General features: G+C 66.8%; 12 protein-coding genes. 5 read left to right on the plus strand and 7 right to left on the minus strand.

Annotated elements, in window-relative coordinates:
* Position 1: 1 nt before the first annotated feature.
* Positions 2-1,243, minus strand: coding sequence for a putative DNA modification/repair radical SAM protein (locus AC0KVN_RS11185; RefSeq protein WP_435566978.1), 1,242 nt, complete (start codon positions 1,241-1,243; stop codon positions 2-4).
* 44 nt (positions 1,244-1,287) lie between these two features.
* Positions 1,288-3,150 carry a CHASE3 domain-containing protein gene (locus tag AC0KVN_RS11190; RefSeq protein WP_435566979.1) on the minus strand — a complete coding sequence of 621 codons (1,863 nt, stop codon included), beginning with the start codon at positions 3,148-3,150 and terminating at the stop codon, positions 1,288-1,290.
* A 116-nt stretch (positions 3,151-3,266) separates the two neighbouring features.
* Between AC0KVN_RS11190 and AC0KVN_RS11195 the strand changes: the two genes are divergently transcribed.
* Positions 3,267-4,421: an FAD-dependent oxidoreductase gene (locus tag AC0KVN_RS11195; protein ID WP_435566980.1), complete on the plus strand. Its 1,155-nt coding sequence runs from the start codon at positions 3,267-3,269 to the stop codon at positions 4,419-4,421.
* A gap of 30 nt (positions 4,422-4,451) precedes the next feature.
* Here AC0KVN_RS11195 and AC0KVN_RS11200 read toward each other — a convergent pair whose 3' ends face one another.
* Positions 4,452-5,345, minus strand: a complete 894-nt coding sequence (locus AC0KVN_RS11200; protein WP_435566981.1) for an NAD(P)/FAD-dependent oxidoreductase — start codon at positions 5,343-5,345, stop codon at positions 4,452-4,454.
* Positions 5,346-5,464: 119 nt separating this feature from the next.
* On the opposite strand from AC0KVN_RS11200, the gene AC0KVN_RS11205 reads away from it, so the two are divergent.
* Entirely contained in the window at positions 5,465-5,929 is a 465-nt protein-coding gene (locus AC0KVN_RS11205) for an Rrf2 family transcriptional regulator (protein WP_097384593.1), read from the plus strand.
* Between the two features lie 46 nt (positions 5,930-5,975).
* Entirely contained in the window at positions 5,976-9,557 is a 3,582-nt protein-coding gene (locus AC0KVN_RS11210; RefSeq protein WP_483656113.1) for a hydantoinase B/oxoprolinase family protein, read from the plus strand.
* A gap of 47 nt (positions 9,558-9,604) precedes the next feature.
* On the opposite strand, the gene AC0KVN_RS11215 is transcribed toward AC0KVN_RS11210, so the two are convergent.
* Positions 9,605-10,363: a class II aldolase/adducin family protein gene (locus tag AC0KVN_RS11215; RefSeq protein ID WP_435566983.1), complete on the minus strand. Its 759-nt coding sequence runs from the start codon at positions 10,361-10,363 to the stop codon at positions 9,605-9,607.
* Positions 10,364-10,596: 233 nt separating this feature from the next.
* Here AC0KVN_RS11215 and rpsU point away from each other — a divergent pair, with 233 nt between their 5' ends.
* Positions 10,597-10,803: a 30S ribosomal protein S21 gene (gene rpsU, locus AC0KVN_RS11220; RefSeq protein ID WP_004208618.1), complete on the plus strand. Its 207-nt coding sequence runs from the start codon at positions 10,597-10,599 to the stop codon at positions 10,801-10,803.
* A gap of 83 nt (positions 10,804-10,886) precedes the next feature.
* Complete coding sequence (locus AC0KVN_RS11225) at positions 10,887-11,468, plus strand: FKBP-type peptidyl-prolyl cis-trans isomerase (protein ID WP_004208617.1); 582 nt, start codon at positions 10,887-10,889, stop codon at positions 11,466-11,468.
* Between the two features lie 212 nt (positions 11,469-11,680).
* Here the strand turns inward: AC0KVN_RS11225 and AC0KVN_RS11230 are convergent, their stop codons facing one another.
* From AC0KVN_RS11230 to lepB, 3 genes are all read right to left on the minus strand, one after another.
* On the minus strand, positions 11,681-12,007 hold the full coding sequence (locus AC0KVN_RS11230) for a hypothetical protein (protein WP_004208616.1): 327 nt from the start codon (positions 12,005-12,007) through the stop codon (positions 11,681-11,683).
* Positions 12,008-12,073: 66 nt separating this feature from the next.
* Positions 12,074-13,156, minus strand: coding sequence for an AI-2E family transporter (locus AC0KVN_RS11235; RefSeq protein ID WP_037508394.1), 1,083 nt, complete (start codon positions 13,154-13,156; stop codon positions 12,074-12,076).
* Between the two features lie 29 nt (positions 13,157-13,185).
* Positions 13,186-14,100, minus strand: a complete 915-nt coding sequence (gene lepB, locus AC0KVN_RS11240) for a signal peptidase I (RefSeq protein ID WP_435566984.1) — start codon at positions 14,098-14,100, stop codon at positions 13,186-13,188.
* Positions 14,101-14,134 lie beyond the last annotated feature (34 nt).

A 14,134-nucleotide genomic window follows, 5' to 3' on the forward strand; every position in this document is an offset into this window, starting at 1 on the left:
CTTAAAAAAGTTCGAGCTGGGCGGCGGGACGCCGCAACTGCGCGGACAGATCGACTCGGTCGGCCAGTTGCACCGGGCGCCAGTCGGCGGCGATCAGGAAGGGGCGCAGCTTGACGATGGATGTGGTCAGGCGCGCGACATCCTCCAGCCGCAGCCGGCGATGGCGGCGACTGGCCAGGATACGGTCGACCGCCTTCACCCCCAGGCCCGGCACCCGCAGCAGCATTTCGCGCGGGGCGCGGTTGACGTCGACCGGGAAGCTGGCGCGATGCTGCAAGGCCCAGGCGAGCTTGGGATCGATGTCGAGCGGCAGGCAGCCACTGTCCCGGTCGGTGGCGGCGGCGACTTCGGTGGCGGAATAGCCATAGAAGCGCATCATCCAGTCCGACTGGTAGAGCCGATGCTCGCGCATCAGCGGCGGGCGCTTGAGCGGCAGCACGCTGCTGGGCGAGGGGATGGGGGAGAAGGCGCTGTAATAGACGCGGCGCAGCCGGTGCCGGTCATAAAGGCTGCTCGCCCGCTGGATGATGGCGCGATCGTCGGCGGCATCGGCGCCGACGATCATCTGGGTCGACTGGCCCGCCGGGGCAAAGCGCGGGGTGTGGCGATATTTGCGGCGGGCGTCGCCCATATCGTCCATCTGGCTGCGCATCTGCGCCATCGCTCCCTCGATCCGGCGGCCGTCCTTTTCCGGCGCCAGTCGCTTGAGGCCGGGTTCGGTCGGCAGCTCGACATTGATCGACAGCCGATCGGCATGGAGGCCGGCCTGATGCAGCAGCTCCGGATCGGCATCGGGAATGGTCTTCAGATGGATATAGCCGCGAAAATCATGATCCTCGCGCAGGCTGCGGGCAACTTCGACCATCTGCTCCATCGTATAATCGGACGAACGGATGATGCCGGAGGAGAGGAACAGTCCCTCGATATAGTTGCGACGATAGAAGCTGAGCGTGAGATCGACCACTTCGCGCGCGGTGAAGCGGGCGCGGCGGACATCGCTCGACCGGCGGTTGATGCAATAATGGCAGTCGAAGATGCAGCTGTTGGTCAGCAGGATTTTCAGCAACGAGATGCAGCGGCCGTCGGGCGCATAGGCATGGCAAATGCCCATGCCTTCGGTCGAGCCTATCCCCTTGCCGTCGCGCGAATCCCGCTTGGTCGTGCCGGACGAGGCGCAGGACGCGTCATATTTGGCGGCATCGGCAAGGATTTTGAGCTTTTCACGGGTGGACAGGGCGGACATGTGTTCATGTTACGTTCCTGACGTGACCTTGTCCATAATCCAGATCAGGCCGGCTCCTCGTCCAGCACCTGGCGCACCTTGCCGGCGAGCTGGTCCATGGTGAAGGGCTTGGCCAGGAAGGCGACGCCGGGATCGAGCATGCCGTTATGGACGATGGCGTTGCGGGTATAGCCGGTGGTGTAGAGGACGCGCAGTTCCGGCCGGTCGGCACGGGCGCGGTCGGCCAGGATGCGGCCGTTGATGCCGGGCATGACGATGTCGGTGAAGAGCAGGTCGACCCGCGGTTCGATCGCCAGCATCGCCAGCGCCTGTTCGCCATCGGCCGCCTGGACGATGGTGTAGCCCAGTTCGCGCAGGGAATCGACGGACATGTGGCGCACCCGGTCCTCATCCTCGACCACCAGGATGATCTCATCCCCCTGGGCGCGGGGCAGGTCGAGGGCGATGGCGGGCGCCACCGGATCGGCGATCGGCACGCCATAATGGCGGGGCAGATAGATTTTGATCGTGCTGCCTTGACCAGGTTCGGAATAGATTTTCACATGGCCGTGCGACTGGCGGACGAAGCCGAACACCTGGCTGAGGCCCAGGCCGGTGCCCTTGCCCACGCCCTTGGTGGTGAAGAAGGGGTCGAAGGCGCGCTCGACCACGTCGGGCGTCATGCCGGTGCCGCTGTCGGTGACCGACACCAGCACATATTGGCCGGGGATCACCTCCGCATGGGCGGCGGCATAGGCATCGTCGAGATAGGCGTTGCCGGTTTCGACCGTCAGCCGGCCGCCATCGGGCATGGCGTCGCGGCCATTGACGCACAGGTTCAGGATCGCCGCTTCCAGCTGGCCGGGATCGATGCTGGCCCGCCACAGGCCGCCGGCCAGCACGCTCTCCACCCGCACCCGCTCGCCGATCGTCCGGCGCAGCATGTCCGACATGCCGCCCACCAGCTTGTTCACGTCGGTCGATTGCGGTGCCAGTGGCTGCTGGCGGGAGAAAGCGAGCAGCCGCGCGGTCAGTTGCGCGGCGCGCTGCGCCCCCTCGGTCGCATTGTCGAGGCCGTTGCTGATGCGCCGATCGATATTGGCGGGCAGGCGGCGCCGCGCCATGTCGAGCGAGCCGATCACGACCGCGAGCATATTGTTGAAGTCATGGGCGATGCCGCCGGTCAGCTGGCCGATCGATTCCATCTTCTGCAGCTGGCGGACCTGCGCCTCCATCGCCGTGCGCTGTTCCGCTTCGCTGACCAGCCGGTCATTGGCGTCGGCGAGTGCGCGCTTGGCGGCGATCGCCTCCACCATGCGGCGGCGGGCGTTGCGCAGCGCCAGCAGGCCCAGGATGATGACCAGTGCGCCGCTGACCGCCAGGCTGGCCGTCACCATGGTGGTCAGCCGGTTAGCCTCGACACTGCGCAGGCGCAGCAGCTGCTCCTCGCGCGCTTTCATCCCGGCGATATGGGTGTGAATCGTCGCCATCGCCATCAGGCCGGGGGCGAAGGCGTTGGGATCGACCGGCAGGCCGCGCCGGCGCAGTTCGATGCCGCCCTCCAGCAGGGTCAGTCGCTGGCCGAGCATCCGCCCCAGCGCGTCGACGGCCGCAGCCTGGTCCGCATTGTCCTGCACATCGGCGCGCAATTGCGCGATCTCGCGCGGCCAGTCCGCTTTGAACGTGTCGAACGGCCCCAGAAAGGGATCCTGTCTGGTCAACATATAGCCGCGCTGGGCGCTTTCGGCGGCCTGCACCCGCGACAGGATCACCGACAGGCGGTTTTCGACGCGCAGCGTGTGGTTGACCCAGCCGATCTCGGCTTGCTGGCTGCGATAGAGCCAGATGGTGCCGCCTACCGCGATCATGACGGTGGCAAGCGCGAGCAGCAGAACGACGATGGATCGTTCGGGGCGGAGCGCATTCATCTGGTCTTAATGGGCAATTAACAACGGTGGGGCAACCCGATTGTGTCTGTCATGCGACGGGTCGTTGCGGTTATGTCCGGGCACTTCGTTGAACCGGTCGGCAGATAGGGGGCGGGATGATGGACAGACGCGATTTTCTGGCGCGGGGCCTGAGCGGGCTGGGCGCCCTGTCGCTGGCGGCGGGGGCTGATGCAGCCAGCCTGTTCGATCCCCTGGCCGGGCTGGAGCCGATCCGCGCCACGCCCGATCGTATCTTTCGCATCACCGTCTGCCTGCGGCCCTTCCGCGCTGCCGGGCCGCGCATCGCGGTGGAAGAGGTGGGGCGCAAGCGGGTCGTCCATCATTATGGCCATGGCGGCAGCGGCTGGTCGCTGTCCTGGGGATCGGCCGAGGTTGCGGTCGGCATGGCGCTGGCCGAGGGGATGACGGATATTGCCGTGATCGGCGCCGGCGCGATCGGCCTCACCACTGCGCTCACCGCCCAGCGCGCCGGGGCGAAGGTGACGATCTATGCCAAGGAGCAATTTCCCGATGTGCGGTCGGCGCGGGCGACCGGCACCTGGTCGCCCGATTCACGGATCGCGATGGAGGGCGGCGTCGATGCCGGCTTTGGCGATCGCTGGGAGGCGATGGCGCGGCGATCCTTCGCTTTCTATCAGGGGCTGCTCGGCCTGCCGGGCGATCCGGTGGAATGGACCGACCGTTACATGTTGTCGGACGGTCCGGCCGTGGCGCCCGCCGTCGAGAGGGGGACGCCGGAGCGGCCCGATCGCTTCATCCGGCTGGAGGAGCGGCTGCATGACATCATGCCGCGATCGGTCGAGCTGGCGCCGGGCACCCATCCCTTCCGCACCGAGCGGGCTCGGCGCAGCAGTTCGCTGACCTTCAATGTCGCCGATCTCGCCCATCAGCTGACCACGGATTTCCTGATCGGCGGCGGCCGGATCGTGCCGATGGAGTTGCACGAACCCCAGGACGTGACGCGACTGAAACAGAAGACGGTCATCAACTGCACCGGCTATGGCGCGCGGGCCTTGTGGCGGGACGAGAGCATCGTGCCGGTGCGCGGCCAGATTGCCTGGCTGATCCCGCAGGCCGGCGCGACCTATGGCGTCTATCATGACAAGCTGGCGATGCTGGCGCGGCGCGACGGCATCGTGGTGCAGGAGGTCGGAGAGGACGACTGGTTTGGCTATGGTGACGCCAACGAAGCCCCCGACCGCGAAGCTGCCGAGGCATCGGTGCGCAAGCTGGCGGGCTTCTGGAAATAGCGCGGCGCCATCCAGCCCCGCCCTCGCCCGTCAGGCGAAGACCAGCGACTGGTGCGCGCCGACCCCGGCCTTGACGCCGGACGCGGATGCAAAGGTCGCATTGTGCATGGGGGAGGTGGCGTCGCCGGCGGCATAGACGCCGGGCACCGAGGTCAGGCCCCAGGCGTCGATGCTGATGAAGGGGCCGGTCGGGCCATCCTCCAGCGCACAGCCGAGCTGGACCGCGACATCGCTGCTGAGCCGGGTTCTGGGGGCGGTGAATAGGGCCGACACTTCGATCGTCCGGCCGTCGGCCAGTTGCACGGCGCTCAGCGCGGGCGCGTCACCGATCAGCGCGACGACGGGCACCCGCTCGATCGCGACGCCGCGCGCTTCCAGTCGGGCGCGTTCGGCATCGTCCGGCTCATATTGGCCCTGGGTGAAATAGGTGGATGGCCCCCAGTCGGGGATCAGTGCGGCCTGATGCGCGGACATCGGGTGGTTGGCGATGATGCCGAGCGGATGGTCGCGCACTTCATAGCCATGGCAATAGGGACAGTGGAGCACCGTCTCACCCCAGCGTTCGGCCATGCCGGGGATCGGCGGCAGCTCGTCGCTCACGCCGGTTGCCAATATCAGCCGCCGGGCCAGCCGGGTTTCGCCACTGGCCAGGGTCAGGGCGAAGCCGTCGCTGGCCTGCGTGGCATGGCGCACTTCGCCGGCCAGCATCCGGGCGGTGGGATAGGCAAGCAACTGGCGCGCGGCATCGCGGATGATGGCGCGGGGTGTGCGGCCATCCTGACCCAGGAAACCATGGGCGGCGTCGGCAAAGCGGTTCCGCGGCAGGCCGGCATCGATCAGCAGCACATCCTGCCGCGCGCGGGCGAGCTGCATCGCCGCCGACTGGCCGGCAAAGCTGCCGCCGATCACGATCACGTCATGCATGGGTCTTCCTTTCAATGGCTGCGCCGAATCACGATACTTGATAAGTTACATAATCGTGCCTCGCACATTTGCAACAATTGATGTTGCGTGATAGGCGAACGGAAAAGGAGACGCCTGCGATGCAGCTGGATGCGCGCCTGTCGAGAATGCTGCATATCCTGATCCATATGGATCGGCTGGACGGTCCGATGACGTCGGAGCTGGCGGCGCAGATGCTGCGCACCAATCCGGTGGTGGTGCGGCGGACCATGGCGGGCCTGCGCGACGCGGGCTATGTGCGATCGGAAAAGGGGCATGGCGGCGGCTGGACCCTGGCCCGTCCGCTTGATGCGATCCGTATCCTCGACATTTATCGCGCGGTGGGCGAGCCGCGGATCTTCTCGATCGGGCCGGCCGACCCCGATCCGCAATGCCTGGTCGAACAGGCGGTCAACGCCTCCATGGCGGCCGCGATGCAGGAAGCGGAGGCGATGCTGATTGCCCGGCTGGGGCAGGTGACGCTGGCGCAGATCGCGGCGGATTTCGACCAGCGCTATGCCGCGCTGCTGGCGACCGGGGCGATCGAACCGCTGACCGGCCATTGATCCAAGCGGCTTGCCAACCGCCTGTGGCGCGGCCATCAGGCGGGGCATGCAATGGCAATTCTGGATCGACCGCGGCGGCACCTTTACCGACGTGGTGGCACGCGACCCGCAAGGGCTTCTTCACACCGCCAAGCTGCTGTCGAGCGACCCCGAGCGCTATGCCGACGCGGCGGTCGAGGCGATCCGGCGGCTGACCGGCGCGGGCGACGGGCCGATCCCGCCCTGCACGCTGCGGATCGGCACGACCATCGCCACCAATGCGCTGCTGGAGCGCAAGGGCGAGCCGGTGCTGCTGGCGATTACGAAGGGTTTCCGCGACGCGATCCGCATCGGTTATCAGGACCGGCCGGACCTGTTCGCGCGGCGGATCGACCTGCCGCCGCCGCTCCATGCCGATGTCGTGGAGATGGACGAGCGGCTGATGCAGGATGGCACCATCCTGACGCCGCTGGACGAGGTCGCGGCGCAGGCGGCGTTGCAGCGCGGCTATGATGCCGGGCTGCGCGCGGTCGCGATCGTGCTGATGCACGGCTATCGCTATCCTGCCCATGAGCAGGCGCTGGCGCGGATCGCCCGGCAGATCGGCTTCACCCAGATTTCGGTCAGTCATGAGGTCGCGCCGCTCATCAAGCTGGTCGGGCGGGGCGATACGGTGCTGGCCGACGCCTATCTCTCGCCGGTGCTGCGCGCCTATGTCGACGGGCTGGGCGATGCGCTGGGCGAGGACGCCGACATGCTGTTCATGCAGTCCAATGGCGGGCTGACGCGGGGCGACCTGTTCCGCGGCAAGGATGCGGTATTGTCCGGCCCGGCCGGCGGCATCGTCGGCCTAGCCCGCACCGCCGAGCAGGCGGGGTTCGGCGAGGTGATCGGTTTCGACATGGGCGGCACGTCGACCGACGTGTCCCATTATGCCGGCAACTATGAACGCGACAATGAGGCGCGGGTGGCGGGCGTGCGGCTGCGCGCGCCGATGATGCGCATCCACACCATCGCGGCGGGCGGCGGTTCCATCTGTTCGGTGGTCGACGGGCGTTTTCGCGTCGGGCCTGAATCGGCCGGCGCGGTGCCGGGGCCGGCCTGCTACCGGCGCGGCGGACCGCTGACCATCACCGACTGCAATGTCATGCTGGGCAAGGTGCAGCCCGATTTCTTCCCCAGCCTGTTCGGCCCCAATGGCGACCAGCCGCTCGACCGGGACGCGGTCGAGGCGCGCTTTGCCGACATTTGTGCGCAGGTGGAGGCGCAGACCGGCCGGGTGATGAGCGCGCAGGACGCGGCGCAGGGCTTCATCGCCGTCGCCGTCGCCAGCATGGCCAATGCGATCAAGCGCATCTCGGTCGCGCGCGGTCATGATGTGGCGCGCTATACGCTGGCCAGCTTTGGCGGGGCGGGCGGGCAGCATGCCTGTCTGGTCGCCGACGCGCTGGGCATGGACCGGGTGATGATTCATCCGCTGGGCGGCGTCCTGTCCGCCTATGGCATGGGTCTGGCCGACCGGCGCGCGGTGCGCGAGCGGACGCTGGCGCTGCCGCTGGACGATGCGGGTGCCGACGCGCTGACGGCGGCGATCGCAGAGCTGGCGGAGCAGGCGCGCGCCGACCTGCCGGAGGCGGAGCGGAGCGAGACGGTGTTGCGGCTGCGCTATGATGGCACCGACAGCTTGTTCGACGTGATGCTGGGCGATCGGGCGGCGATGCTGGCCGATTTCGAGGCGCAATATCAGGCGCGCTTCGGCTATGGCGGCACCGGCACCATACTGGTCGACATGGTGCGGGTCGAGGCGATCGCGCCGACCGCCGAGGATATGGGCAAGGTGGCGACCATCGCGACGCAGCCGGCCGCGCCGCTGGCGCAGGTGATGCTGGCGGGCGCGCCGGCGCCGGTGTTCGACCGGGCAGGACTGACGCTGGACAGCATCGTCGATGGCCCGGCACTGATCAGCGACCCGGTGTCGACCACGGTGGTCGAGCCGGGCTGGCGCGCGCGGCTCGACGCGATCGGCAATCTGGTGCTGACCCGTCATGCGCCGCGCCCGGCGCCCGCCGCCGATGACGGCACCGCCGTCGATCCGGTCCGGCTGGAGGTGATGGGCGGCCTGTTCATGGCGATCGCCGAGGAAATGGGCGCCGCGCTCCAGCACAGCGCCTCCTCGGTCAATATCCGCGAGCGGCTCGATTTCTCCTGCGCCCTGTTCGACGCGGCCGGCAATCTGGTCGCCAATGCGCCGCACATGCCGGTTCACTTGGGCAGCATGGGCGAAAGCATCCGCGCGGTGATGCGCCGGCGCGGGATCGGCGCCGATGGCCGGGCGATCGACGGGCGCGGAATGCTGCCGGGCGACGTCTATGCGCTCAACGCGCCCTATGATGGCGGCACCCACCTGCCCGATGTGACGGTGGTGATGCCGGTGTTCGTGGATGAGACGGCGCCCGCGCCCGCTTTCTATGTCGCGGCGCGCGGCCATCATGCCGATATTGGCGGTATCTCGCCCGGCTCCATGCCGCCCGACAGCCGCAGCATTGAGGAAGAGGGCATCGTCCTCGACAATGTGCTGGTGGTCGATCAGGGCCGCTTTTTGGAGGGCGATCTGAGGACGCTGCTGGGCGTCGGCCGCTGGCCCTCGCGCAATGTCGACCAGAATATCGCTGACCTGTCCGCCCAGATCGCCGCCTGTGCCAAGGGCGCGGCCGAGCTGCAGCGGATCAGCGGCGATTATGGCGCCGATGTCGTGGCCGCCTATATGGGCCATGTGCAGGATCAGGCCGAGGCGGCGGTGCGCCGGCTGATCGATCGCCTGTCCGACGGGCACTATCGCTATGCGATGGACAATGACGCGGCGGTGGTCGTCAGCGTGACGATCGACCGGGCGGCGCGCGGCGCGACGGTGGATTTTACCGGCACGTCGGACCAGTTGCCGGGCAATTTTAACGCGCCCCTGTCGGTCGCGCGTGCGGCCCTGCTCTATGTCGTGCGAACCCTGGTGGACGAAGCCGTGCCGATGAATGACGGCTGCCTCAAGCCCATGACTCTGGTGGTGCCGGAAGGATCGCTGCTGCGGCCGCTTTATCCCGCGGCGGTGGTCGCCGGCAATGTCGAGACCAGCCAGGTCGTCACCGACGCTTTGTTCGGTGCGCTGGGCGTGATGGCGGGCGCGCAAGGGACGATGAACAATTTCACCTTCGGCAATGCGCGCCACCAATATTATGAGACGATCTCGGGCGGATCGGGCGCCGGGCCGGATTTCGACGGCGCCGATGTGGTGCAGACCCACATGACCAACAGCCGCCTTACCGACCCCGAAATATTGGAAAGCCGATTCCCGGTGCTGCTGGAGGAATTTTCGATTCGGCCCGGATCGGGCGGCGCGGGCGCGCATCATGGCGGCAATGGCGGGCTGCGCCGCATCCGCTTCCTGGAGGATATGACCGCCGGCATCCTGGCCAACCGGCGCAGCGTGCCGCCGTTCGGGCTGGAGGGCGGCGCACCCGGCGGCCTGGGGCGCAACTGGGTCGAGCGTGGCGATGGCCGGATCGAGATGCTGGGCGCGACCGGATCGGCGCAGATGGCACCGGGCGACGTCTTCGTGATCGAGACGCCGGGCGGCGGCGGATTCGGCAAGGGCTAATCCGCCTCCGTCCGCGGCAAGCGGACAGAGGCGGGGAAGGCGGGGCGCTAGTCCCGCCAGCTCCTGTCGGTGCGGTCGATCAGGCGGACCATCGCCTGGAAATCCGGCACGCCGACGCCGACCGGCAATTGCACGCCGGCGAGGTCGCGCTGATGCACGGCGATGACGTCGGCCGGGATATCCACTGGCGTGCCGGCGGCGCAGGCGGCGACCTGAATCTCGCAGGCGCGCTGGAGCATCCATTGCATCAGGAAGGCTTCGGGCAGGGTCTTGGCCATCACCAGCGTGCCATGGTTGCGCAGCATCATGATTCGCCGCGCGCCAAGGTTGGCGATCAGCCTTTCCCCTTCCTCCGGCCGGATCGTGACGCCTTCAAATTCATGATAGGCGATCCGCCCGGCAAAGGCGGCGGCGTAGAAATTGATCGGCCGCAATCCTTCCTGCGTGGCGCTGACGGCCATGCCTGCGGTCGTATGGGTGTGGATGATGCAATGGGCGTCGGCCAGGTGGCGGTGGAACACGCTATGCTGGGTGAAGCCGGCGCGATTGACCGGATAGGGACTGCCGTCCAGCACATGGCCGTCAATGTCGATCTTGACCAGGTTGGACGCCGTCACCTCGCTGTAGAGCAGGCCGAACGGGTTGATGAGGAAGGCGTTTTCCTCATCGGGCACGCGCAGGGTGATATGATTGTAGATCAGTTCCGACCAGCCGAAATGGTCGAAGATGCGGTAGCAGGCGGCGAGCTGCTGGCGCGCCTCCCATTCGGCAGGCGACATGTCGGGCTGTCTGGCGGCACTTGCCATGGCCATCCTCCTTTATATTATGGACGCCACTATCCTCCGCTCGACGCATTCTGTCGAGGGAAAGGGCGTGAAAGCCCTGCAGGGGTTGAATTTGCCCGACTCTGCTGGTAGGGCGCGCCCCACATGCCTCAGGGTGACCTGTGGCGACTCACGGATTTTTATATTCGGTCGGCCCGTCGGGAGGGTTTCATTCCTGGCGATCCGCCCGTTTTCGATTGGAGATTGACGGACTTATGCAGATCATCGTTCGCGACAACAATGTCGACCAGGCCCTCCGCGCGCTCAAGAAGAAGCTGCAGCGTGAAGGCGTGTATCGCGAAATGAAGCTGCGTCGTCACTACGAGAAGCCCTCGGAAAAGCGTGCGCGCGAAAAGGCGGCTGCTGTCCGCCGCGCCCGCAAGCTGGAGCGCAAGCGCGCCGAGCGCGACGGCGTCCGTTAAGGACTGCCGATATCAGGACGGCCGGTTCGCGGTCGTCCTGACTCTTTGCTGATTTCCCGTTCTTCATTGCGAGGCGTTCGCCCATGTCCACGACGGCTGTCCCCCTTCGTCCTATCGCCAAGGGGTCGCTGACGCGACTCTGGATCGGTGTCGCCGCGATCGCGCTGGCGGCCGGTGGTCTGGCCTGGGCAGGGCAGCAGGGCGTGGAAGCATCGCCGGCCGCCTTCCTGACGCAGAACGCCCATGCCAAGGGCGTGGTGACGACCGAGTCGGGCCTGCAGTACCAGGTGCTGGAGGAAGGCAGCGGGCCGAGCCCGACGACCGCCGACGTTGCGCTGGTGGGCTATAAGGGCACGCTGCTCGACGGCACCGTGTTCGACGAGAATCCGCAGACGCCGATGCCGGTCGATGGCGTGGTGCCGGGCTTCTCCGAAGGCCTGCAGAAGATGAAGAAGGGCGGCAAGTATCGCCTGTGGATCCCGCCGCAGCTTGGCTATGGCGAGCAGGCCGCCGGCCCGATCCCGGCCAATTCGGTGCTGGTGTTCGATGTCCAGCTGCACGACTTCAAGTCGCGCGCGGAAATCATGCAGATGCAGCAGCGGATGCAGCAGATGCAGGGTGGCATGCCGCAGGGCGCCGTTCCGCAGGGCGTGCCGGGCAACTGATCCGATCGATCCGAGAGTAGAGAAGGGCCCGGTTTCCGGGCCCTTTTTCTTTGGTGGTTAGAGTCTGTCTGGAAAATGCGCGAAAGGGCGCATTTTTTATACGGTACCGGCCCACACCCCCACCCGACCGCCCATCAGGGTACCATATCTGGGTGGTCGGGTGGGGGTGTGGGCCGGTGCGGATGCGCCAGAGGCGCAGTCCGGACAAATGCTCAGAGGCTCGCCTGGTCGCCGGGGGCTGATGGTGGGAAGGCGAGGCCTTCGGCGCTGCCAATCTTTTCCTCGCCGGTGAACAGGCGGTCGAGTCGCGCCTTCACGTCGCGCCGATATTCGACGCAGGACACCGAACGCGGCGCGCCAATGTCGATATCGTCGGCGATCGCCGACTTGATCCGTTCCAGTGCGTCATTGTCGAGGATGCCGGCCCGATGCAGTTCCCGGCAGAGCTGGACCATTCCGGCGGCGGTCGCCTGGGCCCGCATGCCGACATTGGTCAGTTCGAAATGCAGCTTCTTCTGCTGCTCCATTGCCACGGTCATGCCATTCTCTCCTTTCGCTTTAGGATAGAAGCGCAGGAGCAATCGTTACGTTCCGGGACGCATTCGTCAATCGCCGTTTTTATCGTCGCTTTTCAGGATGGTCTGCCCTGCCAGAGCCTTGGACCGTTCCTCCAGATAGACCTTGATCATGGCGACGATCGGATCGGCCAGGAACAGGCCGAGGATACCGAACAGCGCGCCGAGCAATATCTGCGCCGCCAGCACCAGCGCGGGGGCCAGGTCGGTCGCGCGCTTGGCTACCATCGGCACGATCAGATAACCGTCGATGATCTGCACCGCCATGTAGACGCCAAAGGCATAGAGGCCGGTATGGGTGCCGCCGGAAAAGCCGACGAGGACGATCAGCACGCCCGAGATGATCGCGCCGATATTGGGCAGGAAGGCGAGCAGGCCGGTGAGGATGCCGAGCAGGCCCGCCATCGGCACGCCGCCCGCCCATAGCAGCAGCCACACGCCCACGCCCTCCACCGTCATGCCGATCAGCCGGCCGAACATCAGCCGGCGCAGGGTGAAGGCCATCTTGTCGGCGACGGTGTAGAAATGGGCGCGCTTGTCCATCGGCAGCATCCAGGCGACGCCGCGTTCGTACAGCTTGGGTTCGACCGCGATGAAGATGGCCAGCACCAGCATCATGACACCGCTGGTGATCGCGCCGACGGCGGTGCCGACGGCGGCGGTGACCCGGCCCATGGAACTCATCGCCTGCTGGGCCAGGCTCTTGAGGTCTTCGGGCGTGGTGGTGATGCCAAGCTGCTGCATCCAGCCGCCGACCCGCTCCACCTGCGCTTCGACGATGGTGCGCATCGCCTGCGCCTGGGCGGCCAGGCTGGAGCCAGTGAGGTAGAAGGTATAGGCGAGGAAGGCGACGACGGCGAGCAGCACGATCGTCAGGCGCCAGCCCCGGCCGATCGGCAGCACTCGGCCAAGCAGGCGGGTGCCGCCATCCATCATGGTGGTGAAGACGAGCGCGCCCAGGATCAGCATGATCGGCTGGGCCAGCAGCACGATCAGGGCGATGCCGATCGCCATCGCGAACCAGACGCCCGCCCGCTTGATCTCATGCTGGACCAGCGGGCTGCGCAATTCGCTGGGGCCGGGTTGCTCGATATGCTGCTGCGCGTCGCTCAAACCCGGAACCCCCAATTAGCTGTCGTGAACTATTTCGCTCCGGTAACGCTTTGCGGACGCAGGCTGTTCCCAGCGCGGCCACCACGGAAAGCATGGAACCAGCTGATCGGATTCCAGCTCGAATCGCCGTCCAGGCTGAAGGTGATGAATTCGGCGCGGCCGCCGATCGCTTCCCATGGCACCGGGCCGCCCAGCCCATTTTCCTCCAGCGGCGCGCGGCTGTCGGCGCTGTTGTCGCGATTGTCGCCCATCAGGAAGACATGGTCGGCGGGCACGCGGACCGGGCCATACCAGTCGAGCGCGCTCGGCCCCATGTCGATCGTGACATAGGTCTTGCCGTTGGGCAGCACTTCCTGCCGCACCGGCAGTTCGCACCAGCTCTTGCCCGCCTTGTCGGTCACCAGCGCGCCGGGGAACTGCATCGGCGGGCAGGGGGCGTTGCCGTCGACCGCTATGCGCAGGGGCTTGAGCACCTTCTGCGGCACCGGCACGCCGTTCAGGATCACCTGACCGCCGCGCACCTCGACAATGTCGCCGGGCAGGCCGATGACCCGCTTGATATAATCCTCGCGCCGGTTCTGGGGCGAGACGATGACGATGTCGCCACGCTCGGGCAGATGGCCCAGGATGCGCCCCTTCAGGAAGGGCAGCGGATGGAAGCTGGGGCTGACATAGGACCAGCCATAGGGGAATTTGCTGACCACCAGCCGGTCGCCCTTCAGCAGCACCGGCATCATCGATTCCGACGGGATGTAGAAGGGCTTGGCGACGAAGCTGTGAAAGGCCAGCACGGCGAGGATGAGCAGCACGATGCTCTTCACCTCATGCCACCAATTCACCCCGCTGCCGCCGGCCCCGCTATTGCCTGCCTCCTTGTCGTCGGCTGCCGTTTCGGGCGCGGCGGGGGGCAGGGGGTCGGTTTGGGTCATGTCGACTGCCGTCATGGAAGGGCTATGCTCGGATGGGGAGGGCGGCCCG

The sequence above is a fragment of the Sphingobium sp. SG1 genome, assembly GCF_057063145.1.